Source organism: Arenicella xantha, assembly GCF_003315245.1.
Lineage (GTDB): Bacteria > Pseudomonadota > Gammaproteobacteria > Arenicellales > Arenicellaceae > Arenicella > Arenicella xantha.
In genome coordinates this window covers 96,602-123,304 of record NZ_QNRT01000001.1, presented here as the reverse complement: position 1 = coordinate 123,304, position 26,703 = coordinate 96,602, and the positions used below count along the sequence as shown (strand labels likewise).

Annotated in this window: 19 protein-coding genes; 18 read left to right on the top strand and 1 reads right to left on the bottom strand. The window is 46.6% G+C overall.

The window, feature by feature from the left end; translation table 11 throughout:
* The first annotated feature begins 38 nt into the window (after nucleotides 1–38).
* On the top strand, nucleotides 39–746 hold the full coding sequence (locus DFR28_RS00535) for a helix-turn-helix transcriptional regulator (protein WP_113952354.1): 708 nt from the start codon (nucleotides 39–41) through the stop codon (nucleotides 744–746).
* Between the two features lie 117 nt (nucleotides 747–863).
* Entirely contained in the window at nucleotides 864–1,331 is a 468-nt protein-coding gene (locus tag DFR28_RS00530; RefSeq protein WP_245941719.1) for a DUF3703 domain-containing protein, read from the top strand.
* Nucleotides 1,332–1,339: 8 nt separating this feature from the next.
* Here the strand turns inward: DFR28_RS00530 and DFR28_RS00525 are convergent, their stop codons facing one another.
* Nucleotides 1,340–2,563 (bottom strand): Nramp family divalent metal transporter, encoded by a 1,224-nt coding sequence (locus DFR28_RS00525; RefSeq protein ID WP_113952352.1) that lies wholly within the window; start codon nucleotides 2,561–2,563, stop codon nucleotides 1,340–1,342.
* A gap of 216 nt (nucleotides 2,564–2,779) precedes the next feature.
* Between DFR28_RS00525 and DFR28_RS00520 the strand changes: the two genes are divergently transcribed.
* The 16 genes from DFR28_RS00520 to DFR28_RS00445 all read left to right on the top strand — a co-directional run bounded on the left by DFR28_RS00520 (nucleotide 2,780) and on the right by DFR28_RS00445 (nucleotide 26,664).
* Nucleotides 2,780–3,397, top strand: coding sequence for a TetR/AcrR family transcriptional regulator (locus DFR28_RS00520; RefSeq protein WP_113952351.1), 618 nt, complete (start codon nucleotides 2,780–2,782; stop codon nucleotides 3,395–3,397).
* A 31-nt stretch (nucleotides 3,398–3,428) separates the two neighbouring features.
* Nucleotides 3,429–4,052 (top strand): adenylyl-sulfate kinase, encoded by a 624-nt coding sequence (cysC, locus tag DFR28_RS00515; protein WP_113953357.1) that lies wholly within the window; start codon nucleotides 3,429–3,431, stop codon nucleotides 4,050–4,052.
* 136 nt (nucleotides 4,053–4,188) lie between these two features.
* Nucleotides 4,189–5,379 (top strand): sulfate adenylyltransferase, encoded by a 1,191-nt coding sequence (sat, locus tag DFR28_RS00510; protein WP_113952350.1) that lies wholly within the window; start codon nucleotides 4,189–4,191, stop codon nucleotides 5,377–5,379.
* A gap of 329 nt (nucleotides 5,380–5,708) precedes the next feature.
* Nucleotides 5,709–7,973, top strand: coding sequence for a PQQ-dependent dehydrogenase, methanol/ethanol family (locus tag DFR28_RS00505; RefSeq protein WP_113952349.1), 2,265 nt, complete (start codon nucleotides 5,709–5,711; stop codon nucleotides 7,971–7,973).
* Nucleotides 7,960–10,113: a TonB-dependent receptor gene (locus tag DFR28_RS00500; RefSeq protein ID WP_113952348.1), complete on the top strand. Its 2,154-nt coding sequence runs from the start codon at nucleotides 7,960–7,962 to the stop codon at nucleotides 10,111–10,113. The genes DFR28_RS00505 and DFR28_RS00500 overlap by 14 nt, the downstream gene beginning before the upstream one ends.
* A 2-nt stretch (nucleotides 10,114–10,115) precedes the next feature.
* Nucleotides 10,116–11,603 (top strand): flavin-containing monooxygenase, encoded by a 1,488-nt coding sequence (locus tag DFR28_RS00495; protein WP_113952347.1) that lies wholly within the window; start codon nucleotides 10,116–10,118, stop codon nucleotides 11,601–11,603.
* A 148-nt stretch (nucleotides 11,604–11,751) separates the two neighbouring features.
* The gene (locus DFR28_RS00490; protein WP_113952346.1) at nucleotides 11,752–13,431 is read left to right on the top strand and encodes a class I adenylate-forming enzyme family protein; all 1,680 of its coding nucleotides are present in this window, start codon (nucleotides 11,752–11,754) and stop codon (nucleotides 13,429–13,431) included.
* Nucleotides 13,432–13,776: 345 nt separating this feature from the next.
* On the top strand, nucleotides 13,777–15,576 hold the full coding sequence (locus DFR28_RS00485) for an acyl-CoA dehydrogenase (RefSeq protein ID WP_113952345.1): 1,800 nt from the start codon (nucleotides 13,777–13,779) through the stop codon (nucleotides 15,574–15,576).
* Nucleotides 15,577–15,883: 307 nt separating this feature from the next.
* The gene (locus DFR28_RS00480; RefSeq protein WP_113952344.1) at nucleotides 15,884–16,345 is read left to right on the top strand and encodes a hypothetical protein; all 462 of its coding nucleotides are present in this window, start codon (nucleotides 15,884–15,886) and stop codon (nucleotides 16,343–16,345) included.
* 414 nt (nucleotides 16,346–16,759) lie between these two features.
* Nucleotides 16,760–17,605: a CPBP family intramembrane glutamic endopeptidase gene (locus tag DFR28_RS00475; RefSeq protein WP_113952343.1), complete on the top strand. Its 846-nt coding sequence runs from the start codon at nucleotides 16,760–16,762 to the stop codon at nucleotides 17,603–17,605.
* 724 nt (nucleotides 17,606–18,329) lie between these two features.
* On the top strand, nucleotides 18,330–20,357 hold the full coding sequence (locus DFR28_RS00470; RefSeq protein ID WP_113952342.1) for a phosphotransferase: 2,028 nt from the start codon (nucleotides 18,330–18,332) through the stop codon (nucleotides 20,355–20,357).
* A complete protein-coding gene (locus DFR28_RS00465; RefSeq protein WP_113952341.1) occupies nucleotides 20,338–20,643 on the top strand; it encodes a hypothetical protein in 306 nt (101 codons plus the stop codon). Before DFR28_RS00470 ends, DFR28_RS00465 begins: the two co-directional genes overlap by 20 nt.
* Nucleotides 20,644–20,952: 309 nt before the next feature.
* The gene (locus DFR28_RS00460; protein WP_113952340.1) at nucleotides 20,953–21,591 is read left to right on the top strand and encodes a YceI family protein; all 639 of its coding nucleotides are present in this window, start codon (nucleotides 20,953–20,955) and stop codon (nucleotides 21,589–21,591) included.
* 354 nt (nucleotides 21,592–21,945) lie between these two features.
* The gene (locus DFR28_RS00455; RefSeq protein WP_113952339.1) at nucleotides 21,946–24,468 is read left to right on the top strand and encodes an efflux RND transporter permease subunit; all 2,523 of its coding nucleotides are present in this window, start codon (nucleotides 21,946–21,948) and stop codon (nucleotides 24,466–24,468) included.
* 3 nt (nucleotides 24,469–24,471) lie between these two features.
* Nucleotides 24,472–25,800, top strand: a complete 1,329-nt coding sequence (locus tag DFR28_RS00450; RefSeq protein WP_113952338.1) for a M20 family metallopeptidase — start codon at nucleotides 24,472–24,474, stop codon at nucleotides 25,798–25,800.
* Nucleotides 25,801–25,977: 177 nt separating this feature from the next.
* The gene (locus DFR28_RS00445) at nucleotides 25,978–26,664 is read left to right on the top strand and encodes an alpha/beta hydrolase (RefSeq protein WP_113953356.1); all 687 of its coding nucleotides are present in this window, start codon (nucleotides 25,978–25,980) and stop codon (nucleotides 26,662–26,664) included.
* Nucleotides 26,665–26,703 lie beyond the last annotated feature (39 nt).

Here is a 26,703-nt window from a genome sequence, read left to right as displayed (position 1 = left end):
GGTTCAAAGCTAGTGATTTCGATAGCTGTAAGCGTCTAATGCAAGCGTTTTGGAATGGCGAACTAAGTTTCTCAGAAGGCATTGTAGTTTATCGCGGTCTGAGTGCTGACAACAGTCAACATGCGCATGCTACCTTGCAAATAACGGTCTCGGGCACGGATCCCATAACACTGCAAGACGAACTCGGCGCGCATCATTCGGGTCAGGCTATTTACGTTCGCCCTGGTGTTAAGCATGCGTTATTTGCTAAGTCAGAAATCACGTTAATATTGATCGAACCGCAATCAGCGCTGGCCGCCGCCAGCTTGTCGGAATTTCCTGCTGCTGATATTGGGCTGCTGTCGGAACCATTGCGTTCGATCATCACGGATGATAAATCGCCGTCTGCAATAATGAGTGAGCTTAAACGGTTTGCATTGCCGCACGATGCGCCGCTGGATGAGCGGTTGGCAGCAGCCATGGAATTGCTGAAAGAGGTTCCGTTAAAGAACGCGATTCAGCGAGTTGCGACTCACTGTGGTCTATCTGAATCGCGGCTTAGAGCAATCGCACAAAAGCAGCTGGGGATACCTTTGTCTAAATGGTTGTTGTGGTGTGCTATCGCTCGCGCGGGTCAAGCCACCGCCGACGGCAAATCTCTGGTGCAAGCGGCGATGATTGGTGGTTTTTCAGATCAAGCCCACTACACAAGGACTGTGCGTAAGCTATTGGGTGTTACACCGGGCCAGACTCGCCATCTATTCTAGCCGTTGTGCTTGACCAGCAAATTTAGTTTGCAGGCGAATTGTTCAATACGCTAAGTTTTGCTGGTTTTATGCTGTGCTCCTACTTACTCGATACGCTATTGATAAGAAAGAGGACTTATGACGATGAAGAACCGTGAAAACACCACTGGTAATCGTAAGCTAGAATTAACGATTACATTCGCAAAAGAGCTGGCGGCGGCTAAGCTCACCTATCAACAAAACTATCTGAATCGCTCATTCGCGCATTTAGAGCGAGCACACATTCTTGGTCAGCGTTACTTTTTTCGGCATTGGCGTACCCATTGGTGGATGCTGAAGGTGGGTTTAAAACGTGGCGATTGGCATGAAGTTGTTGGTCAGTGTGTACGGCTAGCAGCCGTTATTCCGGGGTTCGTCTCCGGCTGGGTACCCAAGGGCAACACTGGTGGAGCGAATGTGTCGCCAATCAAACCCATGCCGATTCCACCTGATCTGGAATCGTTACTAAGTGACTATCATGTTCTGCGTGACGTGTTGTGGCGCGGTGGTGTGTATCTACTTCTTGCGTTGCTGCTGTGGTATTTGACCTCGTCGGCAACGGTTTGATTATATTGTTACCACGGCAATCCAAAGACTCGGCCAATTGCACGCAGCCCGAGTAGTGTGATCACCACAATCACTACGGTTCCGAGAGTATTGGCCTTCCAACCATTAACGTGTTTACCCAGAATATTTTTGTTGTTCATAGACCACAGTAGGAAGCCCGCAATGATGGGCAGGATTAGACCGTTAGCGAATTGCGCTAACATGATTAGTTTGATTGGCTTTATGCCCGTTAGAGCTAGGCCGGTGCCGATTAGCAAGACGCTCAAAGCAATGGCTTTGAAGTTCGTTTGGCTTGGTTTTCCTCCCAGAGACAGAATTTCTGAAACGGCGTAAGCGGTAGCGAGCGGCGCGGTGATAGAGCTACTCAGCCCAGCGGCGAACAGTCCAAGACCCAGCAAGATTCGTGAAGCGGAACCGAATAAGGGCTCAAGTTGTATCGCCATGTCTGCCGCACTGTTTACTTCTAGCGCTTGCTGATACATAGACGCGGCAGCGGTTGAGACAATCAAAATAGTGACTAGACCGCCTAGCCCTATCGACACCACGGTGTCGGTCCGAGCATGCTTTAAATGTGCGGCGCTGTGCCACCGAGCTTTGGCTGCCGAGGCATGTAAGAACAGATTATATGGAACCACGGTGGTGCCAATTAATGCGATCACCGTCAGTAAGCTTCCCGCTGGAATGGATGGGGAAAATAATCCCGAGAGCATTGCGCTAAAATCTGGACGTACCACGAGAAAGGATACGATGAACGCGAGCGACATCATCAACACGAGCACAATCAGTATGCGTTCAACCGTACGATAGTTGCCGGCTAAAAGTACTGACGCTGCAATCAGTGATAACACGATAGTTGCAAACTGTTTGACGTTTGAGTCTGTGCCTAGCACGGCTTCAATACCCAGCGTTGCGCCTGCTAAATTACCTCCTTCGTAGGCTGCATTACCACCGTATAGCGCCACCAGCACCAGTGCGGTCATCGGCCACTTGAACCATGAGTGTTGTAGCATTTCAGCGAGCGCTTCCCCGAGACCTCGCTGGGCAACGGTTCCGAGCCGCGCCGTCATTTCTTGTAATGCCATGGTGGCGAGTGTAGCGAATAGGAGTGCCCACAATAGAACGTAGCCGAAGTTCGCGCCGGCTAAAGTGCTGGCGGTAACTGTGCCTGGTCCAATAAACGCCGCGGCTACTAACATGCCGGGACCAATCTGTTTTAAACGTTGTGTAAGCATGCAGCGCAATTGATTCTGTTTTGTTTGTGTTCCATGCTAGCGGGTTTTTGCCTGTGTGCAATATATTCCGCATAAAAGTCTTGATTATGATTTTATTCGATAGGAATATAGAATTAAGTCATTGAAAAATATATTAAATATATCTATATAACTAATTAATCTATTAATCTATAGAAAAAATTTAGACATTTCGGCGAGGATCCCTATAATGCGCCAATGAAATCAACTTCGAAGACTATTGAAACGCCGGTAATGAGCAATAAATACGCTCAGAAAAAGGTTGTGGCGATCGAAGCGGCAGCGCAAGTATTTGCTGATAAGGGATTTCATGGAGCGACAACGCAAGACATTGCCGCTGTGATGGGCATTAAGCAAGGTAGTTTGTATTACTACTTCCGCTCCAAAGAACAAGCCTTGCAAGAGGTGTGCGAATACGGCTTTGAGAACTATGTGGCGCAGATGGACAAAATCTGCGCGCGCGCTCAGCCTTTTCAAGCGACCATGCAGATGATTATTACTTCGCATTTGACGAACTACCGGCAAAAAAATAACGCGATGAAAGTGCACAACGATCAGCGTTTGTATTTGCCGAAAGAACGTCGAGTGCTACTGAAGGAATTAGGTACTAAGTATCGCCGCTTACTGGAGAGCACGATCTCCGATGGGATCAGTAGCAACGCACTGCGCGCCGATATAGACCCACATTTTGTGGCGTATTCAATTATCGGAATTTGTAATTCTTGGGGCGCCTATCTAGTGCGAGATGAAGCGCTCGACCTATTTGACACAATTGAACAATGCGCAGACTTAGTGTTGCGCGGAATCTTAAATTAAATTTTTCTCTTAATAAAAAATGAGTAGCGACATGGAACAGCAAAAAGCAACAAACCTAACCTGGCATGACGGCGAAGTAACGCGTGCTGATCGATTTAACCGTCTTGGTCAGAAGGGCGTGACGCTGTGGTTCACAGGCTTGTCTGGCAGCGGTAAGAGTACGGTAGCTGTTGCAGTTGAAAAGGCATTGCATAAGTTGGGCAAGCTGAGCTATCGACTCGATGGCGATAATATTCGCTTAGGGATCAATCAAAACCTAGGGTTTTCGGCTGAAGATAGAACGGAGAATATTCGTCGTATCGGTGAAATTTCTAAGCTCTATTGCGATACCGGTATTATCACTTTGAGTAGTTTTATTAGCCCTTATCGTGAAGATCGTGATCAAGTTCGGCGCATTCATGAGCAAGGCGGCCACAACTTTATTGAGGTCCACGTTGACTGTTCTTTAGCTTGTGCCGAAGACCGTGATCCAAAGGGTCTTTATAAGAAAGCACGTGCTGGCGAAATTAAAAACTTCACTGGTATTGATGATCCTTATGAAGCACCGGCAAATCCTGAAATCCATCTGCATACGGATGAGATGACCCTCGAAGAAGAGGTGGATATTGTGCTCAACTACTTGCAAGAGCAACGTTACTTGATTCTGTATAAATAAATTCAAATTGAAATCCATTGTCAGCCCTGAATTGAGAGCGCAGTGGGTTTTGAGTGTCAAAACTAATTCGATGTCTGTAGCGAGGTTACACGCCCCGTTATGGTCATCACACTGATACTTTTATCGGAGATTTACCGTGATTAAACCACATGGGGCTGATGCCCTGACCCCGCTGTTTGTTGTTGACCCTGCGGAGCGCGACGCCTTAGGCGCAGCTGCGCAATCCTATCCACAAATTGTTGTCAGCTCAGCGACTGCCGCGAATGCTGTGATGTTGGGCGGGGGTTATTTTACACCACTCAAAGGCTATATGACGAAGGCCGATGCCTTGTCTGTGGCTGACTCGATGAAGACCGAGGATGGTGTGTTCTTTCCGGTGCCGGTGTTAAATTTGCTACCCGCAATCGATGCTAAAGTAGGAGACCGAATTGCTTTGCGTGATCCTAATGTTGCAGGAAATCCTGTCATTGCGGTACAAACTATTTCGGCCATTGATGAGTTTAGTGAGCAAGAGCTGCAGCAAGTCGCCCAAGCTGTGTACGGCACTACCGATGCCGCGCATCCAGGCGTGGAAGCGTTCTTAGCGCAAGGCAAGTTTGTGGTGGCGGGTCCAATTGAAGTATTGAATTTCAGTTACTTTGAGACCGAATTTGCCGATACGTTTAAAACGGCTGTTCAAATTCGTGCCGAAATTGAGGCGCTGGGCTGGAATAACGTAGTGGCTTTCCAGACTCGCAATCCGATGCATCGTGCACACGAAGAACTTTGTAAAATGGCAATGGAAGCGACCCAAGCTGATGGCTGCGTGATTCACATGTTGCTGGGTAAGTTAAAAGCTGGCGACATTCCTGCTGATGTGCGCGACGAATCAATTCGGGAGATGGTGAAAAACTATTTCCCAGAGAACTCGGTGATGGTATCGGGCTACGGTTTTGACATGCTTTATGCCGGTCCCCGTGAAGCTGTATTGCATGCCCTGTTTCGTCAGAATATGGGCGCAACACATTTTATTATTGGTCGTGATCATGCTGGTGTCGGTGACTATTATGGCGCCTTTGATGCACAAACTATTTTCGACACAGATGTGCCAAGTGATGCTTTGGAAATTGAAATATTTCGTGCCGACCACACCGCTTATTCGAAAAAACTAAATAAAGTAGTGATGATGCGCGACGTACCCGATCACAGTTTCGAGGATTTCGTTATTTTGTCTGGTACCAAGGTTCGGGAATTGCTCGGCAATGGTATTGCGCCGCCGCCAGAGTTCTCACGTCCTGAAGTAGCTAAAATTTTGATGGACTATTATCAGCAGTTAGACGCCAAATAGACTGCGTCGGTTCTTTAATATTTGTAAAGGCCCTGCATTGCAGGGCCTTTTTTATGGCTAACAATATTGCCGCGAGAGCATATCGTTCTTCATGTTGGCGGTGTTATTATGCATTTTGACTAGTATCTCAAAGAAGATAACGTCACTGTTGCTCCGCATACAGGGGCAGCGCAATCTACATTCGGTTGGTCAAATAATGGGTTTTCGAGTGATTCAGTATGAGTAAACACGGGAAGTTAACACCGGAGTTTGCCCATCATTGGCGCGCATGACATTGCCACTTAGCCGTATTGCGGATTGAATAATAATCAAAATCCGAAGGAGGATTAATGCGTCTATTCAAATGCCAGTTGAATGCTGTTCGTAGTGTGGGTTTGTCGTTGGCTGTAATCGTGGGGTTGTCGGCTTGCAGTTCAGAACCGCTCGAGCCGAATATAGCCAGCGTAGACACGGCGCCCAAAGGTTCGGTTGAACATGTGCAGAAAGTCAGCGCTATTACCGATTCAGACTTGGTAACTGCCGATAGCAACGCTGCCGATTGGTTAAGCTATGGTCGTACTTATTCGGAAGATCGATACTCTCCACTTAAGCAAATAACACGCGAATCTCTAGACTCCTTAGGCTTGGCTTGGTCGCTTGAACTCGGCACTAAGCGCGGCATTCAATCAACGCCAGTGGTCGTGGACGGCATCATGTATTTCACTGGTCCGTGGTCGGTAGTGTGGGCAGTCGATGCCAGAAACGGGGCAGTATTGTGGAAGTATGATCCTGAAGTGCCGACCGCTATGGCGAGTAAACTTTGCTGCGGTGTGATCAATCGAGGCGTGGCGATTTATCAAGGTGCAGTCTTTTTTGGTACCTTAGATGGTCGCTTGATTTCGTTAGAGGCTAGTTCTGGTCGCATCAATTGGTCGGTACAGACTGTGCCGGAAGACGGTTTTTATTCTATTACTGGGGCCCCGAGAATTGTTAACGGTAGAGTGCTAATCGGCAACGGTGGTGCCGAGTTTAAGGCGCGCGGTTTCGTTACAGCGTATGCGGCGGACACCGGTGAGCAAGTTTGGCGATTTTATACCGTACCAGGTAATCCAGCCGATGGTTTCGAGCAGCCGGAGCTGGCACTTGCCGCAAAGACTTGGAACGGCGAGTGGTGGAAACAGGGCGGTGGTGGCACTGTTTGGGATGCTATCAACTATGACCCAGAACTGAATTTGGTCTACATTGGTGTCGGCAATGGGTCGCATTGGAATCGAGAAATTCGCAGTCCGGGCGGTGGTGACAATCTGTATTTATCCTCGATAGTGGCGCTCGATGCGGACACTGGAGAGTATCGCTGGCACTTTCAAACTACGCCAGGTGATAGCTGGGACTACACCGCGACACAACCGATTATTTTGGCCGACCTTGAGATTGATGGTGAGCCACGCAAAGTGCTCATGCAAGCCCCGAAAAATGGTTTCTTTTATGTGATTGACCGAGTAACAGGTGAATTTATTTCGGGCGACAATTATGTTTATCAGAATTGGACGACTGGCTTAGATGCTAATGGCAGGCCGATTGAGGCTGAAGGAGCTCGGTATCTGAGTGGTAAGGCTCACTGGCTAACGCCAGGGCCGTTGGGCGGGCACAATTGGTTTCCGATGGCATTTAATCGTGATACTGGTTTGGTCTATATTCCGACCGGGCATCAATCGATGGCATACAGTTATCGAGCCGATGTTGGGTACGCCTCGCACGAAGTTCCGTTTGGTCCGCTAGGCGGCAACATGAGTCTTGACGGCAAGTTGTATAACGAACCGGTGTTTGACCCTAAGGCGCCACCACCGGGTCAGCGGTCAGGCCGACTAATAGCTTATGACCCGATTAAGCATGAAGAAGTTTGGGGTATCGATCAACCGTTTTTTTATAATGGTGGCGTGCTAACTACTGCGGCTGGTTTAGTGATGCAAGGCGATGCAGAGGGTATTTTTTCGATTCGTGATGCCAGTACTGGCGAGGCGGTGTGGCAGTACGATGTGCGTTCCGGCGTGTTGGCACCGCCGATTACCTATGCGGTAGACGGCGAGCAGTATATCTCGCTGTTGGTTGGCTGGGGCGGGAGTCAGGGCTTATTGGCTAAGGCTGTTGATAAGCTTTATCCCGGTACGTTGTACACTTGGAAGTTAGGCGGGTCTGCCGTGGCGCCGGCCAAGCAAGCGAGCGATATGGCCGCGCTCACTGAATTAACCACTGACGCTGATTTAATTGCGGTTGGACGTGGTTTTAATCATTTTATTAATGTGTGTTCTGGTTGTCATGAATTAGGCGCCGGCGGTGGTGCAGTACCAGACATAGCGCGCTCAAGTGACGCTGTTTTTAGCATCTACGAGGACATCGTATTAAAAGGCGCTTTGGCTAGTCAAGGCATGCCGAATTTGGGTGCGGTATTGAATCAACAAGAACTCGCCGATATCAAGGCTTATGTTCTGTACCATGCGGCCAGATTGCGTGCCGGGGTTGACCCGATGGCGCTGATGGCAGAATTAGGCGGGTTGCAATACCAGGCCGATCAAGCCACTCGGTCTAAGACACCGGTAAATAATGTTAAACCTTAAACCACATTCTTATATGCGTAATCGCCGTACTCTAACCAATTCTAGGAATCGTAATTTTTTTAAAGTAACCGCTGGGGCGATGTTGATTGGCTGCGTTTCGACCTCGGCGCTTGCCGTCGACGAAAAGTCGATTGAAGAGATAGCGGTTATTGCGACGCGCTTGGCACAGCCGGTATCGGACTTATCGAGTAACGTTTCAGTGTTAGGTGAGAGTGCATTAAGCAAGCTAGCGCCAGTGCATATTCAGCAAGCGCTGAGTCAGGTGCCTGGTGTTAGTTTGCAGCGCGGTAATGGGCAGGAGTCGTTACCGGCGATTCGCTCTGCCGTGCAAACTGGGGCTGGTGCATGTGGCAGCGTACTGGTGTTAGAAGAAGGGATTCCAGTGCGGGGGGCAGGTTCCTGCAACGTCAATGAGCTGTTCGATACGCATTTCGAGCAAGCCAGTCGTATTGAAGTAGTACGTGGTGCCAATTCGTCGTTTTATGGTTCGAACGCGCTCAATGGTAGCGTCAATATTGTGTTACCAGCTTCTGGCACGAATCGATTAGCTATTGAAGCTGGACCGAATCAATATTGGCGGGCTAAAGCGGCCGTGTCATATAAGCTCGGCGACAGCGGAGTCATGTCTACGCTAGAAAGAAATGCTGGGCGGTTTTATGTCACGCTCGCCGACGACGGTGGTTATCGTGAAAATGCTGGATACCAACAAGAGAAATTCAGTTGGCGGCATCAATTAGATTTTTCGCGTTGGGAGTGGGAGCTAGGCGCGACAATTACCCAGCTTGACCAACAGACCGCAGGCTTTATTGTTGGCTTAGATAGCTATCGTGATCCGGTTTTAGCGAAGCAGAATTTGGATCCCGAAGCATTTCGTCGTTCGGATTCTGCGCGATTGTGGGTCAGCGCAACGCGTCATAGTGACCGTGGGAATAAGCTTCGTTCTACTGTGTATGCGCGCGATACCGAGATGCAATTTCTGCAACACTTTCTGCCAGGCGATCCGCTCGAACAAAATGCTCAACGTGGTATAGGTTGGCAGTCAGTGTATTACGTCGAAGCATCGACGGCGCTGAATTGGGCGCTCGGTGTTGATGGGGAGCTGAACGATTCTTCATTACGGCAAAGCCAAGCGCAACCGACGTTAGGCTCTGCATTTCTGCAAGCGACGATTCCGGTTGGAACACATTACGATTATCAAGTGGACAGTGAGCAGCTTGCGATCTTTACACACCTAGATTGGCAATGGGCTGAGCGCTGGCGGTTACTCACTGGTGCGCGTTTGGAAACCATGCGCTACGATTACGATAATCTTACGTTGACTGGCCGAACCCGTGATGACGGTACTGCGTGTGGCTTTGGTGGTTGCCGGTATAGTCGTCCCGCCGATCGTAACGATCGCTTTACCAATCTGTCGCCACGTATGGAGATGCGCTTTCAGGCCAATCAACAATGGCGTTGGTCGCTAACCTTGTCGGACTCGTTTCGTTCCCCGCAAGCAACTGAGTTGTATCGCTTGCAACGAGATCAAGTGGTAGCAGATTTAGACGTTGTTAATGCTCGAACAATTGAAGTATCCACACGCTATGAATCCGCCAATACTCAGTTTGAGTTGTCTTTATTCGACATCGATACGCAAAATGTAATTGTTCGCGACGGTGATTTTTTCAATGTGGATGGACAGCGTACGCAAAGCCGCGGTGTGGAGTTTGCGCTACAACATCAATTTAATGCGCAGTGGCAGGCACGTTTGATTGGCAGCCTTGCTGAGCACACTTATGCCTCTGATCAACGCGTCGGTGACGTCAACCTAAATGGCAATCAAGTGGATACCGCCCCAAATGCATTTGGTAGCGCTTTCTTAGGTTGGTTGGTCAGCGATAAACTAAGCCTGGAGTCCGAATTGCAAACGATGGGTGATTACTACACTGACCCAGAGAATAATAGTCGTTATCCTGGTCACACCTTGCTGCATTTACGTGGAAGCTATCAATTGTCCGATAGGTGGCGAGTGTCACTACGGGCGTTAAATCTGACTGATCGACGCTATGCTGAGCGCGCAGATTTCACGAGTTTTACCAATGAACGGTATTTTCCTGGTATGCCGCGTTCGCTGTATGCTGAACTTGCCATGGAGTTTTAATCATGACTGAATCTAAAAGCCGATCGTTGGCGCATAATTTAACCAAGCTACATACCTTGATTATTGGCGCTGGGTTTGCCGGTCTGTGCATGGGGATTAAGCTGAAAGAAGCTGGCTTAAGCGACTTTTTGATATTAGAAAAAGCCGATGATCTTGGTGGAACCTGGCGTGAAAACACTTATCCGGGTGCGGAATGTGATATTCCGTCAGCGCTCTATAGTTACTCTTTCGAGCATAATGCCGACTGGCAGTCTAAATGGTCTGGTCAAGCGCAAATTCTGAAATATCAGCACGACACGGCGCTTAAATACGGACTTGAAAATCATTTACGATATGGTTGTTCGGTTGACTCTGCGAGCTATGACGATGCGCGCGCGCGGTGGCAAGTTCGCACTTCTGATGGACAAGAATTTGAAGCTCAACATTTAGTGACAGCTGTAGGGCAGTTGCATTATCCGTCGACGCCAAGCTTTCCTAATGCGGAGGCGTTTCAAGGTCAAGTATTCCATTCGGCTAAATGGGATCACGCCGTGGATTTAACCAATAAACGAGTAGCGGTGATTGGCAATGCCGCCAGTGCGGTTCAGTTTATTCCAGAGATTGCCAAGAAAGTTAAGTCTCTCAGCGTGTTTCAGCGTAGCGCAAATTGGATTTTACCGAAGATGGACCGCCCGTATGCAAAGTGGGAGCAGCGTTTGTCGGCGCGCGTGCCGATGGTAATACGTGTGTACCGCTGGTATATCTGGGCGGCAGGTGAGTACGGTGTGTTGTCGGCGATCAATGGTAATCGGCTGACACGCTGGGTTGTTCGGACTCTCTGTCTGCGTAATTTAAAGCGTCATATTAACGACCCTGAGTTGAGAACCAAGTTGACACCAAATTATCCAGTTGGTGCAAAACGGGTATTGTTTAGTGATCACTTTTATCCGGCCTTGGCGCGCGATAACGTGGCGTTGGAAACTGCGTCTATTGAGTCGTTTACCAGCCGTGGGCTTAAAACTAGCGACGGCGCAGAGCACGAATTCGATGTGATCATTTATGGCACTGGATTCCAAACAAATCCATTTTTAGCTCACATTGATGTTCGCGGACGCAACGGCTTGTCGATTCGAGATGCTTGGCGTAATGGGGCTCACGCCTATTACGGGGTCTCGACGCACGGCTTCCCCAACTTACATATGTTGTATGGGCCAAACACTAATCTAGGCCACACCTCGATCATCATTATGCTCGAGGCGCAGGTTGATTATGTGGTCCGTTTAATGCAACGAGTACAGAGTGCTCAAGCGTCTGCTTGTGAAATTGATCAAGCTGAAGAGGCTAAATTTAACCAAGAAATGCAAGCTCGTTTATCGACAATGGCATTTAGCCAAGTGGCGAATAGTTGGTATATGGATGGCAATAAAATCACCAATAATTGGGCGGGCGGCACCAAGGAATATGTGCGGCGCTTACAACAAGTCGACTGGAGCGTATATCGGTTGAATTAATGTTTGGGCATATCGACACAAATAGATCCAAAATCGAGATCTAATGTGCTGGTGGCCGACGTAAATGGTAAGCGTGAGGTGGGGTAGCAATCTCGCCCATGTTTAACAAAATAGACAGTAAAACTAACACCAATAATGAGGAGTAATTATGACAGAGCAGGCTAAGCCTTGGGATTTTGTATATCAAGAAGCTGGTGTCACACTGCCACCTTTTGATGAGCAACCGTTGAGTGTATATGTGCAAGAACATGCTCATGCGATACCAGATTTTCCGGCCCTCAAGTTCTACTCTAAATCGATCACCTACGCTGAGCTTGATCGGCTTGCTAACCAGTTGGCAAACGTGCTTATTGACCTAGGTGTAGAGAAGCAAGATGTTGTTGGCTTCCATATGCCGAACATTCCACAATATGTGATTGCTGTCTTAGCCGTAGCTAAAATTGGCTGTGCTGGTTCTGGAGTGTCGCCATTGTTGACGCCTTCAGAGTTAGCTTATCAGATTGAAGACGCGTCGATTTCGACACTCATATCCTTAGACGCACTGGCCAACAGTAGTCTAGCGGGCATCGAGAATATGCCGAGCTGTTTAACTACGGTCTTGGTATGTGGTGCTACTGATTATTTGGCTCCAGCAGAACTAACTTTGCCGACTCTAGACAATGTGAACGTGATGCCACTGCTAGCACAAATGGCCGCCGCGAGTGATCAGTTCGAGCAGCGCGAAGTGCATTGGAATGACACCTTTCTTATTCAGTACACGGGCGGTACGACCGGTAAACCGAAAGGCGCCATGCTATCAGTTCGTAATATTGTGCGTTGCGCGGCGACACAATATGCCCTACAGCCACTCAACCCTGGTGAAGAAACCTTTTTAACTCCGTTCCCTATGTTCCATATTGCAGGAATTGGTGGGGTTGTGAGCGGCTTGAGATACGGCGGCTGTGGAATACTGGTTCCGGATCCCCGCGACCTTGATTATATTTGTGATCAATTAATGGCCAATCCACCGTCGTATTTCGGTGCGGTGCCGACTTTATTTCAAATGTTGCTGCAGCATGAAAAGTTCAAGAAAATTGATTGGTCAAAGCTTAAAATGGCTATCTCAGGGGCGGCGCCGCTAACCGCTGATGATCGTCGCAAAATTGAGCAAGTAATTGGCGAAAATAAAATCTGCGATGCGTTTGGTATGACCGAGACATCACCGGTGTACGTGGTCAACCCCTGTACTCGCATCAAGCCGTCGGCACTGGGAATTCCTGTGCCAGGAGCTGACGTTAAGATTGTTGACGTTGAAACTGGTACCCAGGAAATGCCCGTCGGTGAGCCGGGAGAAATCATTACTGCTGGACCACACGTTATGAAAGGGTACCTGAATCTGCCGGAAGAGTCCGCTAAGGCGATGCGCGAATTTGACGGAAAAACGTGGATGTATACAGGCGATGTCGGGTTTATCGACGAAGAAGGTTATATCAGTATTTCTGACCGAGCCAAGGACATGTTGATTGTTGGTGGTTTCAAGGTATTTTCGGTGGAAGTGGAGGATAAGCTCAATAGTCTGGATTTTGTTGCCAACTCAGCCATTATCGGTGAACCTGATGCGGCTCGTCCCGGCAACGATTTGGTTAATGTGTTTGTTGAGCTGAGTCCGCAATCACAGGACCGCGATAAAGGTGAACTAGAGTCACAGTTAATGGCGTTCTGTCGTAAAAACCTGTCGCCTTATAAGGTGCCGAAAGTGGTGCATTTTATTGACGCAATACCGCTGACTGCGGTGGGTAAAATCGATAAAAAATTGCTACGTGACCAACTCAGTCAAAAGCAAGCGTAGGCTAAGTTTGACTACCTAGAGGAGGCTTGCAATTTAATGCTGGGCTTTTGGCAACGATAAGCGCCGGAAGCCCAAATTGCGATGCGGCAGTTAGTTGCAAATTGTATGGGCTTCGGTATCGACATTGCTGATTGCTTGGCCGTCGCCGCGAGGTTTGTCGGTAAGGTGATTCAGTATAGTTGTGCCGACTGAAGCGTTGGCAGCATTGGCGATTGGCTCGCTTGATCGCCGTTAGCGTAAAAGTTGGCACATTAGTTGGTGCGAAATGTCATAGATCATTAACGTGCGCGACTCTACAATAGCCATTACTATAAAACTGTTGTCACTCAAAACCCTGAGAAATCTATGTCTACCATTGTTAATCGACGCGACCTCGACTTTTTAATGTACGAAACCTTGCAACTGGATTCGTTGCTAGAGACTGATCGTTACAACGATTACGATCGTGAAGCCGTGACCGCAATTCTGGATTTAGCGCAATCTATTGCCGAAGATAAGTTTCAGCCGTTTGCTGGGTTTCTCGACGAGAATGAGCCTCAGTTTGTGGATGGCAAGGTAGAGATTATTCCACAGGTCAAAGAGGCCATTGATGCCTATAAAGAGGCCGGATTATTTCTCACTGGATATGATGCTGACTTGGGCGGAATGCAGCTGCCGTGGATGGTACATCAAGCGTTGAATGGTGTGTTCGTGACGGCCAATACCTCGGTCTCCAATTATGCTTTTTTAACGCAAGGTGTGGCTAATATGCTGCACGCTTGTGGCTCTGATGAGCTAAAACAAAAATACTTACCTAAGTTGGTGGAAGGCGAGTGGTTTGGGACGATGTGTTTGTCTGAACCTCAAGCTGGATCATCGTTAGCCGACATTCGGACCAAAGCCGAACGCCGCGAAGATGGCAGCTATAAAATCACCGGTACCAAAATGTGGATATCTGGCGGTGATCATGAGATGACCGACAATATTATTCATATGGTGCTCGCCAAAGTGCCTGGCGGTCCAGAAGGTGTGAAAGGGATATCACTATTTCTCGTACCCAAACATCAAGTGGGCGATGACGGTGCGATTGGTGAATCGAACAAGATTGCACTAGCCGGGTTAAATCACAAAATGGGCCATCGAGGCACCACAAACTGCCTATTGAACTTCGGCGAGAGCGGCGAAACGGTCGGTTACTTGGTTGGTGAAGAAAACCAAGGACTTACCAATATGTTTCATATGATGAATGAAGCGCGTATCGGCGTTGGCATGGCCGCTACGGTGATCGGACTGGGCGGGTATCTTTACTCTTTGGATTATGCTCGCAATCGACCGCAAGGTCGCCATTTGGCAAATAAAGATCCGAAGACACCAATGGTGATGATTTCTGAGCACGCTGATGTCAAACGGATGCTGATGACGCAAAAAGTCTATGTTGAAGGCGCTCACGCATTGATGCTGTACTCAGCCAAACTGCTTGATGAGCAAAAACTGGCTACCACTGAGCAAGACAAGATGCGTGCCTCGTTGTTGCTTGAACTCTTGACGCCGATTTGCAAGTCATGGCCGTCGGAATTCTGTCTAGAGGCAAATAAGTTGGCAATTCAAATTTTAGGTGGATACGGCTATACCCGGGAGTATCCGGTTGAGCGTTACTATCGGGATAATCGTTTGAACCATATTCATGAAGGTACTCACGCGATCCACGGTCTTGACATACTGGGTCGAAAGGTACGCATGGCCGATGGAGCCGCGCTTAAAGCCTTGGTGCAAGAGATCAACGCTGATATTGCTCGAGCCAATAAGCATGCCGAGCTAGGCTGGTATGGCGAACGACTTACCGCCGCGATGGCTAAAGTAGATGAAACCTTAGCAGCGGTGAGTATGGCAAAAGATATGTCTCTTGCCTTAGCCAATGCGACAACCTTTTTGGATGCGATGGGACATGTTGTGATCGCGTGGATGTGGTTGAAGCAAGCGACTGCAGCCAGCAATGGTCAACAGCAAGGAGCCGCTCATGATGCCGATTTCTATGCTGGCAAGTTGGCGGCCTGTAAGTTCTTCTATAAGTATGAGTTGCCCAAAGCCATGGCGAAGTTTGACTTGGTGGCTGAACTTGATGACACTTTTTATAGCGTTGAGGCAAGTCAGTTCACTGGGCAATAAGCGTCGACATTTTTGTTACGTATTAGTCAAGCGATTAAGAAGTACCTCGGCTGATATTAGGTATTGTCCGAATATTGTTTGCGTGCGGTGATGGCCGCTCTGATGTTGTGTTGTCAATATTGGAGCGCGACCTGATACCTAAAATCAGGGGGGCGACAATTTCCGCCAAGGTTCTTAGTGTACTCATTTCAATGGTTCGGCAGCCTAAAAGCAGATTCATACAGAATGTCCAAATATTTACAATATCCCGACATCATGTCGGATAATAAAACTGTTATGCACATGAAGCCCACCGAGCCCATCTGTAGTGAGTGATTTTATTCAAATTGAAAGAGTTCCTTATGAAGAGCCCCATCATATTGAACTCAACTGGAAAGTATCGAATCGCAGCATTTGCACTGAGTTTACTTATTACGATAATGCTACTTCATTGATTCAAATTGCTAACGGTCTTGATGCATTTCCAAAACACGCAAATGATGTCTTTCTTTACGAAATCGGATCCGAAAAACCTGAAGATAATTTTGCTTATTACTTTGGATTTAAATTATTTACTATTAATGGTGTTGGAAACTCAGCAATACAAATAAGGTTTTGTGATAACCCCACAATGTCTTATCCAGAGATAAGTCAGCTTTGTATCCAGGCAGAGCCTGCCGATCTACACAGGCTAGGAAAACAGTTTAGAGAATTCTCTAAACTGGAAAAGACTTTTTTGGCTTGGTCGAGGAAAGAATCGTTCATTGGAGAAAAATATGACTATGCATAACAAGGCGCCAAAGTTTGCTACATTCGCTACGCTCATTCCGCGGGACGGCGATACAACGCGCCGCCCCTTGGTTTAGCGTTACATCACATAAAATATGAATACCGAGAAGTTCAGAGAGTAGTTTTTTCCAGACAGAGTTGAGGTTCTACTAGTAGGTGAGTCTCCTCCTAAAAAAGGTGCTAAATGAGCACAGCGCATATGGAATGCCACAAACTTAAAAACTACCCCACACTGTGTTCACTCGCACGCGGTCACAACGTCTCCGTTTGAAAGGCGTTGCTATGAAATGCTAGCTTTGGGCAAGGTTGCGCCAATTAACATGCTGAGGAATACTCAAAACGGACGTTCAAATTTTGAATCCAAATAGGAGTTTGAAGTATCTAAATAAAAACTAAAACTCATCATTAACTACTAATGAATATAACCAAGGACAGATTTCGAGCTTCAGTCCCATCTCTAACCACATTTCTAATTCTCACAGTAATTTTTTACTGTGTTGGGTATTGGCTGATTTTTAGACTTGAGCGAGCATCACCCTTGATGATGTCGGTCGGTTTGGCGGCTATAGTGACGTGTTTTTTACATGGACGTCGGCTTTCTTCATTCGGGTTGTTGTGGGGAAATAGTCGTTACCAATGGATTAGTTTTTTAGTACCTCTTGGCATCGCGGCATCATCATATCTAATCATTTGGGGTTTGGGTTTTGCTGAGTTTAATTCTGATTTTGCTAACGGTTCGCGAGAGACTTATAACCTACGTGGATGGAATGATATTTCCATAATTCTATTCCATATCGTATTGAGCATGACATTCAGCTTAGCTCTATCAATACCATCAATTTTCGGTGAAGAGCTAGCGTGGCGAGGCTTTTTAGTTCCTGAGCTTTCGAAATCGATGTCTTTTGGATTAGTTACGCTTATAAGCGGTTTGTTTTGGTCCACTTTTCACTGGCCTCTGATGATCAAAGGCTTTTATGGCAGTAGTTACACTCCGCTCATTTTCCAACTAAGTATCTTCACCCTATTTATTGTTTCTAATTCGGTGACGATGACTTACCTAAGGTATAAAACAGAAAGTGTTTGGAGTGCTGTTATATTTCATGCATGTTCAAATATGGTTATCCAAAAAGTGTTTACGCCACTAACTATTGTGGATGAAAATTCTGCTTGGTATATAGACGAATTTGGGTTAGTCGTACCTGTCGTCGCGCTTTTCGTAGCTGTCTTTTTTTGGAGGAAAGCAAAGCAAGAATTTAGCTAGATTATTAAATTTATTATCTAACTATAAATGGCTGTTAAGGGCAATTTTTAGCCAAGGGTTTTACTTTTTAATCGGTCAGAAACATACTCATTTTAGACATTTTGTGATTTTAAACTGGTTAAAGTTATAGTGTCCGAATATTGTAAAAGAAGCTCACTCATATCTTAAGAAATTTGAAGGTGAGCTGGAAGGCCTAGAGATGTCGGAGAAGAACAGTAAAACGTTTAACCTATTTAATCAAAGAGTTAATGAATTTAGACGTGTAGTGAAGAAACTTTTGAAGTTACAAAAAGACCGAGTTAATTTAAACGACTATTTGGACTTTGAATGATTTGATCATTACGATAAAAGAGAACGAAAAAGGGGTAAAACTGGGCCAGGGCAACGGCCTACGCTTAAATGACTAACTAATGGGCTCAGAGTGAAGTTCAGGAGAATAAATTGATGCACAGATCACTATTATAAAAGGGGCGATGATAAATGAATCTGATCCGCATTCAGCGCTCGCTTTTATTTTAGTTAGTGTCTGCTTTGAGCAACTTTCTCCCGTTCGCGTTGACATAACTGAATGAGTCTTTAATACTCGAAGTAGACATTCAAATCTCAACACATAACACCATTTTGCACTGTTATTTTGAGCTATACTGACGAAGGACAATATTCAAACTGGTAAATAATTAGACTAGGCAAGTAAAAAGGTTCACACGGACAGAGGGGGGGACTATTGAAGAAAATTGACTTTCACATGCACACCGTGGCAACGTTCAGCGACCCATATTTTGATTTCTGTTTAGAAACACTAAAGCGCTATGTTGACGAGGCAAAGCTGGACGCGATAGCGATCACCAATCACGATATTTTCGACTTAGATCAATTCATAGAAATTCGTGAAGCATTAGGCATTGTCGTGTTTCCGGGAATTGAGATTAACCTAGAACGTGGGCATTTGCTGCTAATCAGTGACGGAGAGGATCTCGATGACTTTAAAGCCAAGGCAGATATGGTTTCCGCTAAGATCAACAGTGTTAGCGATGACATAAGCGTCGATGAACTAGATCAAATATATGGAGATTTAAGTGAGTATCTCCTGATACCACATTACGAAAAAAGACCACCAATAAAGACTGAAACCCTAGCTCGACTTAAAAGCTACATCCAGGCTGGTGAAGTTAGAAGCGTTAAGTTATTCGTTGGTGCAGCAAAGGAGCCCAGCAAGCTCACCCCTGTATTATTCAGCGATGAGCGCATCTGTGCGGAGCTGGATGAGTTACCAGTTAGGCAAACATTCATTGACTGTGGCGATTTGAAACTCAATGCAATTAAGCAATGCTTTCTAGATAAGAGCAAAGTAACGCTCACTGAAAAGGACGGAAATTCTCTTTTTCTTGTCTTTAATGATGGCCCATTGATTTCGACCGGATTAAATGTGCTATTAGGAGCGAGATCTTCTGGTAAAACGGTTACCTTAGACAAAATTCACGCTGCTAATAAGGACATAAAATACATAAGGCAGTTTGATCTAGTTCAAAAAGACCCTGAAAAAGATAAAAAGGAATTTGAGGACAACTTAAGAATTCAACGAAGCCAAAGCGCAGATGAGTATTTGTCTGGATTCAAGCGTGTTCTGGAAGAAATGGTCGATGTTGATCTTCGTTACAACGAAAAAGAAGTAGAGAACTATGTAGAAAGTCTTCTAAAGTCAGCAGAGGAAGCTGATCGGGAAGACAGCTTTTCAAAAATGGCTTTGTTCAACGAAACACTTTTCAAAGCTCGAAAAGATGATGAACTAAAGAAACTATTTCTATCAGTACAACATGTGATTGAGAATGTTGCCTATCGAAACACAATTGAGAAACACATTGATTTAGTTGCTATGAAACGCCTGGCGTGCGACTTGCTAAACCAGCTTTGGGGCAAAGAACTGCTGCTAAAAAAGAAAAAAGTGGTCGATGAAATGGTAACCAATATAAAAGCAGGATTAAAAAGAAAAAGTAATGCGGTGCAACTTGAGGATGTTGATTTTTATGATGTTGCGATGGACATTAAACGCGTCGAACGGTTTAATGAAATCGTAGGTTTTCTAAAGGCCGACTATAAAATCGAAGAGGAAAACATCCAAGGCTTTCGCATTGTCGTACGAAAAAAAGCGTTTGCTGGTGCAGGTGAAGTACGAGATGCCAGCACCAGTAAACCCGCTTTTGGAGATGCCTATAAACATTACCGGTCTCCTTATGAGTACCTAAAAGCGCTCCAAGGTATTGACCGCCTGCCTGAGACTGAACTTTTTAGATTATTCACCAGCATTAGCTATGAAATTCTCAATCGCGATGGTGATCCAGTATCCGGTGGAGAGCGCTCCGAGTTTAGATTGCTTCAGAAGATAAAAGACGCTCACCATCATGAAATGTTGCTTATTGACGAACCGGAATCGTCTTTTGACAATGTTTTTCTCAACGAAAACGTTAATCAGATTATCAAAGACATATCAGAGACAATGCCGGTGGTGGTCGTTACCCATAACAGCACGCTGGGTGCGTCGGTGGATGCCGACTATACATTGTTCGCAAGTAAGGAGTACGACGTTTTTGGGGACACGGAATATAAGCTTTACTCCGGATACCCAACTGATAAAACATTAGTGGCCTTGGATGGAAGCCAGAAGAGTAACCATGAGATTATGATGACTTCATTAGAAGCAGGGGAAGTCAGTTACCAAACACGTAAGGATAAATATGCAGCTATTAAAAATTGAAAATAATCAGGGTTTCTTCCTTGATGAAAACGATGATTTCTTGTCGGTGGAGAAAATCACCAAAGAGCACCTGTTACGACTGGTAGATTTAACCTTGACTAAAGACGTAACCTTTGATGAATTCAATGAAGAGGCATTACAGAACCGTGCGCACCAGATAGTCTATAAAAACATTTACGAGAAACTTGTCGAGTTACAAGGTAAGCGAGACGATTTTACCGACGAATCCGCCAGATTATATTTAGAAGATTACAATAAATACCAACAGGATATTGCCGATCATTAAAGACTAAGCCCGCAACAATAAAAGGTGTCACGTCTTGAATCTTGAATGACCGTTGTGGGCAATTAGCTGACTATCAGGTCTGGATAAAACATCGGGATGCTGATTGTTAGGGTGTGTCTAGACTTCTAGAGATAAGTGTATGCAGGTTTGTTTTGAGAAACTGTTTGACGCGAGTTGTTCGATGGTGAGCAATTGTGTTCGTCTTCCCCGTACACTACTGTATAGGCTAAACTACACACGACTCAGCATTCACTTTAGGTGCGTACACTAGCGTCATCGTCAACTTAACCCCAACCAAACATAACGCTTATGAACATATTAACGACCTTACGTAAAAAAATGATACTCCTTGCTGCAGCCTTTATGTTGCTGCCAGTGGCGACCGTGCAAGCTAACCCGCTCGAAGGTATTCCATCCGGAAATTACGATTTAGATCGGACTCACGCCAGTGTGGTGTGGAAGGTCAGTCATCTTGGTTTTTCGACTTACGTCGGGCGGTTTACTAACTTTGATGCCGATTTGACCCTCAACACTGAGAAATTTTCTGACAGTGCTGTCAACGTGGTGATTCAGGTTGATTCGCTGGACACGGATTACCCTTTTCCAGAAAAAGAAGATTTTAATAAAAAACTTTCAACCGACTGGTTTAAGTCTGGTGAGCATCCAACGATCACCTTTGCGTCAACCAAAGTGAGTGCATTGCAAGACAGCAATCAGTTTACGATTGATGGCGAGCTTACTTTGATGGGGCAAACGCATGCTGTGACGTTAAACGCGGTGCTCAATGGCGCTACGCCAAATCATCCTTTTATGAAAGTGCCGTTGGTTGGCTTTTCAGCGTCGACAAGTATTGACCGGACTGTCTGGGGACTTAGTAACTACGCACCGAATATCGGTGCTGATGTTGTCATTGAGATTGAAGGCGAGTTTGTTAAGTCAAAGGACTAATTGAGTCACAGAAAGGAATACTGCGAGCGCCACTCATCGGGAGGGCGCTCGTCGTGCATTAGACCGCTTTGGGCAATTTTGAATTGCAATCGAAGACAAGCTCAGCGTATTTGGTTATTCTCACGCTTTCGGTATGAAGCATCATCACCATGGTCTAGGTCTGAAGTCGTTTAAGTCAAAAAGAGTCTAAGCAATTATCGCGCGGATGTTTCGTTTTTTCATTTAGCACTAAGCTATTTTCGCGGCAACGATTGAAGCAAATCAGCTACGTTGAGTAGTCAACGCGGTATACCATTGACCTGATAATTTTGACTGATGTTCGCCAAGATTAATTAACCCATCACACACCACTCTATGTCTAAGTCTGAATCAATTTACGATACCCTCGTGTTCAAGAACGCCAAATGGGTACTGCTATTCTTCGTATTGATCGCGGCACTATTGTCGCCGTACGCAACGCAGTTTCGCTTGGATGCATCCTCTGATTCGTTGGTGTTAGAGAACGATAAGTCGCTGAAATATTTTCGCGATGTGGTTAGCAAATACAGCGGCGACGAGATGCTCATTTTGACATATTCGCCTGAAACCGAGTTATTTGCTGATGAGACGCTTCAAGATCTCAGCGTGTTACGCGAAAAATTACTGAAGTTGGAGTTGGTCAAGTCGATCATTTCTATTATCGACGCGCCACTCACGCAAAGTCCGCCTGTGACCATGGCTGAGTTGGCCACGAGTCCACAAACCCTATTGGATAAGCGTACGGATCGAGCACTGGCGAAACGCGAGTTTACTCAAAGTGACCTATATAGTGATTTATTGGTCAGTGATGATTTTTCTACTACCGCGATAGTAATGTCGCTGCGTGGCGATGCTGAAGTGCTTACGTTACTTGATCGTCGCAATGCCCTTAGAGAGCAGCGAGCTAAGGGCGCTTTGAGTCCTGAATTGCGCGCTGAGCTAAAGGCTGTTACCCAAGAGCATCAGGTTAAAGGAGCGGCCGCGCAAGCTCGCCAAGCGGCATTGATCGAGCAAGTACGCGCCATCATGCTGGAGCACGATCAGCAGGCGAAATTGTTCCTCGGCGGGTTGCCAATGATTGTGGCTGACTCGGTGGCTTTCATCAATGCCGATGTGGCTACGTTTGGTGGTGCCGCGTTGTTAGTGATCGTGTTGATCCTTGCGATTGCGTTCCGTCAGTTTGGCTGGGTTTTCATGCCACTTATCAATTGTGCGGCGACCGGCTTTATCATTGTGTGTCTATTGGGCTTGCTTGATTGGCCGATTTCGGTGGTGTCGTCTAATTTTCTCTCGTTGTTGTTGATCATTACCTTGTCACTCAATATCCACTTAATCGTGCGCTATCGTGAATTGGCAAAGTTGCATCCCAATCATGATCAGCGCTCGTTGTTGAGTGAAACGGTACGCTCTAAGTTTATTCCTTGTATTTACACCGCACTGACTACCATTGTTGCGTTTGCGTCGTTGATCGTGAGCGGTATCCGACCAGTTATCGATTTCGGTTGGATTATGTGTTTAGGAATTGTGGTAGCAGTAGTTACTACGTTTACCTTGTTTCCGGCGCTCGCCGTTTTTATGCGACCACGTAGTGTGACGGAGAATCGCGATGCCATTAGTAAGCTAATTTTGGATGGTGCGCAGGCTCTGCAAACCCGCGCAGTGTTAGTTCCGCTGTTTTTCGTGTTGGTCGCAGGTGCAGCGGGTTACGGGATTGCCAATTTAACGGTCGAGAATCGCTTTATCGATTACTTCAAGCCGGAGACTGAAATTTACCAAGGTATGGTCGAGATTGATGCCAAGCTTGGTGGCACTACGCCGTTGGATATTATCTTAGATGCGCCACCTGAGTTCCTTGCTCAGGCAACGGCTACGACTCCGGCGGTGGCAGCGTCGGTAGCTGATGATGACGAGGATGATTTTTTTGATGAGTTTGACGATGAACCTGGTACCGAATCAGGCAATTTAGTGTTGTCTTCCTATTGGTTCAATAAGCAAGGCTTGGATCGCTTGAAGGCGATTCAAAACTCTTTGGACGCGATTCCATCGACCGGAAAAGTGATGAGTTTGGCGACAAGTATGAGCGTATTTGAAGGGCTGCGAGATCAAGGCCCGATGGACAATATCGATTTGTCGTTCATGATGACCGTGTTGTCAGACGATAACAAGAAAACGCTAATTGACCCGTACCTGTCTGAAGATGGTAATCAAGCGCATATTAATATTCGTGTTTTTGAGACATTTAAGGGCTTAGATCGAAACCAACTCATTCAAGACATACGTAGTATGTTGGTGGAAGAACACGGGCTGGCTGACGAGCAGGTTAATATTTCAGGCATGTTAGTGTTATACAACAATATGTTGAACTCATTGTTTAACTCGCAAATCCTCACGTTAGGGACTGTGTTTGTTGTGATCTTCTTGATGTTTATTGTGTTATTCCGCAGTTTTAAATTAGCGCTTATTAGCATTGTGCCGAATGTGTTTTCGGCCGCAGTGGTACTCGGAATTATGGGTATATTTTCGATTCCACTGGACTTGATGACAATTACTATTGCCGCGATTAGTGTGGGGATAGCGGTCGATAATTCGATCCATTTCGTGTCGCGCTATCGTGACGAAATGGCGGTTCGTGCCAACAATGCGATGGCGATCGACTCAGCGACTAATAACGTTGGTCAGGCCATGTTCTATACCACGATTGTGATTACCGCGGGATTTCTCATTATGGTGTTCTCAAACTTTGTACCAACGATGTATTTTGGTGTGTTGACAGCAATCGCAATGGTCACCGCGTTGATTGCAAATTTGGTAATGTTGCCAATGTTGGTGGCTAAGTTTCAACCTATTGGAGATCAATAAATAATGCGCCACAGACTAGCAATTGCAGGCTTGGTGTTTGCAGCATCGACATTTTTTAATCCAGCAATGGCGGATGACTCTAGTGGTGATGTGACGCCCAATAAGACCGTATTAAGCACCAACGAGCAGGCAATGGTGGAATGGATTGATGGTCAGCAGGCGAATATGTTGGCTGAACTTAAAGCGCATGTCGAGCTTAATACTGGCACCGATAATATTGTTGGCTTAAACCAATATCGAGAAATCCTAGCGGCGGAATTGAGCCGTCTTGGTTTTACTACGGAGACTGTTGATTCTGACCCCATTGCAACCCTGAGTTGCGATGCAGGTAATGTTGAGATTGCGCCGCACTTAGTGGCTAAGCTACGGGCTACCGGCGGTCGTCAAATATTGCTTAACGGGCATATGGATACGGTATTTTCAAATGAAGACGAGTTTCAGACATTACAAGTAGACCCTGACGGCACGTTGCATGGTCCCGGTGTCGCCGATATGAAAGGCGGGATTGTCGTTATGTTGACAGCTTTGCGGGCGTTGTCAGAGCAAGGGCTGCTCGATCATGCAAACCTGACTGTATTGCTAAATAGTGATGAAGAAATTGGTTCACTTGGGTCGCGTGAATTGATTGAGGCCTTAGCTCAACAACATGATGTCGGTATGGTGTTCGAAGGCACCAGCGCGAATCAATTTACCCGGGCGCGCAAGGGGCTTGGTCAAGTTAGACTGAAAGTTATTGGGCGTGAGTCTCATGCTGGTGGAGCACATGCCGATGGCGTTTCGGCCAATTTGGAATTGGCCCATAAAATTATCGATATCGAAGCCTTGACCGACTACTCAAGCAACGTCACGGTGAACGCCGGTGTCATGCGAGGCGGTGAAAAACGTAATACCGTAGCCGGTTGCGCCGATGCGTATATCGATTTGCGATTCCCTTCACAAAGTGAGGGCGAGCGCTTAGTCGCTGAGATTAACCGCATTACCGCAACGGCGAGCGTGCAAAATGAACGCTTTCCCAACCTCCCGACAATTGAATCATGGTCAGTGCTACATCGGCCGGTTAAGGCGCAAGATGACCAAGTGGACAAACTGATCGCAGATGCCATGGGAATATCCAGTCTGGTTGGTGCACCGATTGTCGGCACGCGTTACTCTGGTGGTGGGACTGATGGTTCCATTGCGCAAAATGTCGGGTTGCCGACCGTTGATAGTTTAGGTGTTGACGGCACCGGTGCCCATTCATCGCGTGAGCAATCTTCATTACAAAGCTTGCTCGAGCGGGCTAAATTAGCTGCGATATTGCTGGCTCGTGAAATCTCAGGTGCGGCTGAATAATCGCACTCTCGGTGGGTTTCCGTGGCAGCACATAAACTAGGCGGCTTGGTTATGCCTCACACTTGGTCGCGTCTGGCGCGCTTCACGTTGATGACTACCGTGATCAGTTTATTCTTCGCGCTGTTAGCAACGCAGGCTTTCAGTGCTACTCCCTCTTCAAATAAAAAACTATCTACTATGTCCCTTCAAACAAACTCTATTGAACTCGTACATGGCGAAGGCAAGGTCGAATTCGCGGTAATCTGGCTGCATGGATTAGGCGCTACCGCTGATGATTTTCCGCCCATCGTGCCTGAACTAAGCTTGCGCACAGACCGAGCCATACGATTTATTTTTCCGCAAGCGCCAGATCGGCCGATTACCATCAATGGTGGTATGCGGATGCCGGGCTGGTACGACATCAAAGGTGTCGACATTAAAGACAAGCAAGATGCTGAAGGTATGGCGGAATCGCAAACCTTGCTAGAAGCCTTGATTCAATCGCAAATTGACGACGGTATACCAAGTCACCACATAATTATTGCTGGCTTTAGCCAAGGTGGTGCCGTGGCGTATTTTACTGGCTTGCGTAGTCAGCATAAGCTAGGCGGTATTTTGGCGCTGTCAACGTATCTGCCGTTTGCCGAACAAAGCAAGCAAGCGCATTCGGCTGTCAACTTAACCACGCCGATATTTGCCAGCCATGGTAGTTTCGATCCAGTGGTGCCGGTATCGCTTGGCGAGACCAGCGTTGGGCATCTGAAAGAGCTGGGGTATGCGGTTAATTGGCAGGTATACCCAATGGAGCACAACGTAATCATGCCGCAAATAAAAGATATCGGGCGTTGGATAAATGGGGTTCTCAGCGACGCTGATTCAAGGTAGAGTGAAACGGGGAGGAGAGTAACCCATCATCGAGGAATA

Coding starts and splice junctions, on each gene's coding strand:
- DFR28_RS00535 (WP_113952354.1), top strand. CDS start 39: ATGCAAGCGTTTTGGAATGGCGAACTAAGTTTCTCAGAAGGCATTGTA.
- DFR28_RS00530 (WP_245941719.1), top strand. CDS start 864: ATGACGATGAAGAACCGTGAAAACACCACTGGTAATCGTAAGCTAGAA.
- DFR28_RS00525 (WP_113952352.1), bottom strand. CDS start 2,563: ATGCTTACACAACGTTTAAAACAGATTGGTCCCGGCATGTTAGTAGCC.
- DFR28_RS00520 (WP_113952351.1), top strand. CDS start 2,780: ATGAAATCAACTTCGAAGACTATTGAAACGCCGGTAATGAGCAATAAA.
- cysC (WP_113953357.1), top strand. CDS start 3,429: ATGGAACAGCAAAAAGCAACAAACCTAACCTGGCATGACGGCGAAGTA.
- DFR28_RS00505 (WP_113952349.1), top strand. CDS start 5,709: ATGCGTCTATTCAAATGCCAGTTGAATGCTGTTCGTAGTGTGGGTTTG.
- DFR28_RS00500 (WP_113952348.1), top strand. CDS start 7,960: ATGTTAAACCTTAAACCACATTCTTATATGCGTAATCGCCGTACTCTA.
- DFR28_RS00495 (WP_113952347.1), top strand. CDS start 10,116: ATGACTGAATCTAAAAGCCGATCGTTGGCGCATAATTTAACCAAGCTA.
- DFR28_RS00490 (WP_113952346.1), top strand. CDS start 11,752: ATGACAGAGCAGGCTAAGCCTTGGGATTTTGTATATCAAGAAGCTGGT.
- DFR28_RS00485 (WP_113952345.1), top strand. CDS start 13,777: ATGTCTACCATTGTTAATCGACGCGACCTCGACTTTTTAATGTACGAA.
- DFR28_RS00475 (WP_113952343.1), top strand. CDS start 16,760: ATGAATATAACCAAGGACAGATTTCGAGCTTCAGTCCCATCTCTAACC.
- DFR28_RS00465 (WP_113952341.1), top strand. CDS start 20,338: ATGCAGCTATTAAAAATTGAAAATAATCAGGGTTTCTTCCTTGATGAA.
- DFR28_RS00460 (WP_113952340.1), top strand. CDS start 20,953: ATGAACATATTAACGACCTTACGTAAAAAAATGATACTCCTTGCTGCA.
- DFR28_RS00455 (WP_113952339.1), top strand. CDS start 21,946: ATGTCTAAGTCTGAATCAATTTACGATACCCTCGTGTTCAAGAACGCC.
- DFR28_RS00450 (WP_113952338.1), top strand. CDS start 24,472: ATGCGCCACAGACTAGCAATTGCAGGCTTGGTGTTTGCAGCATCGACA.
- DFR28_RS00445 (WP_113953356.1), top strand. CDS start 25,978: ATGTCCCTTCAAACAAACTCTATTGAACTCGTACATGGCGAAGGCAAG.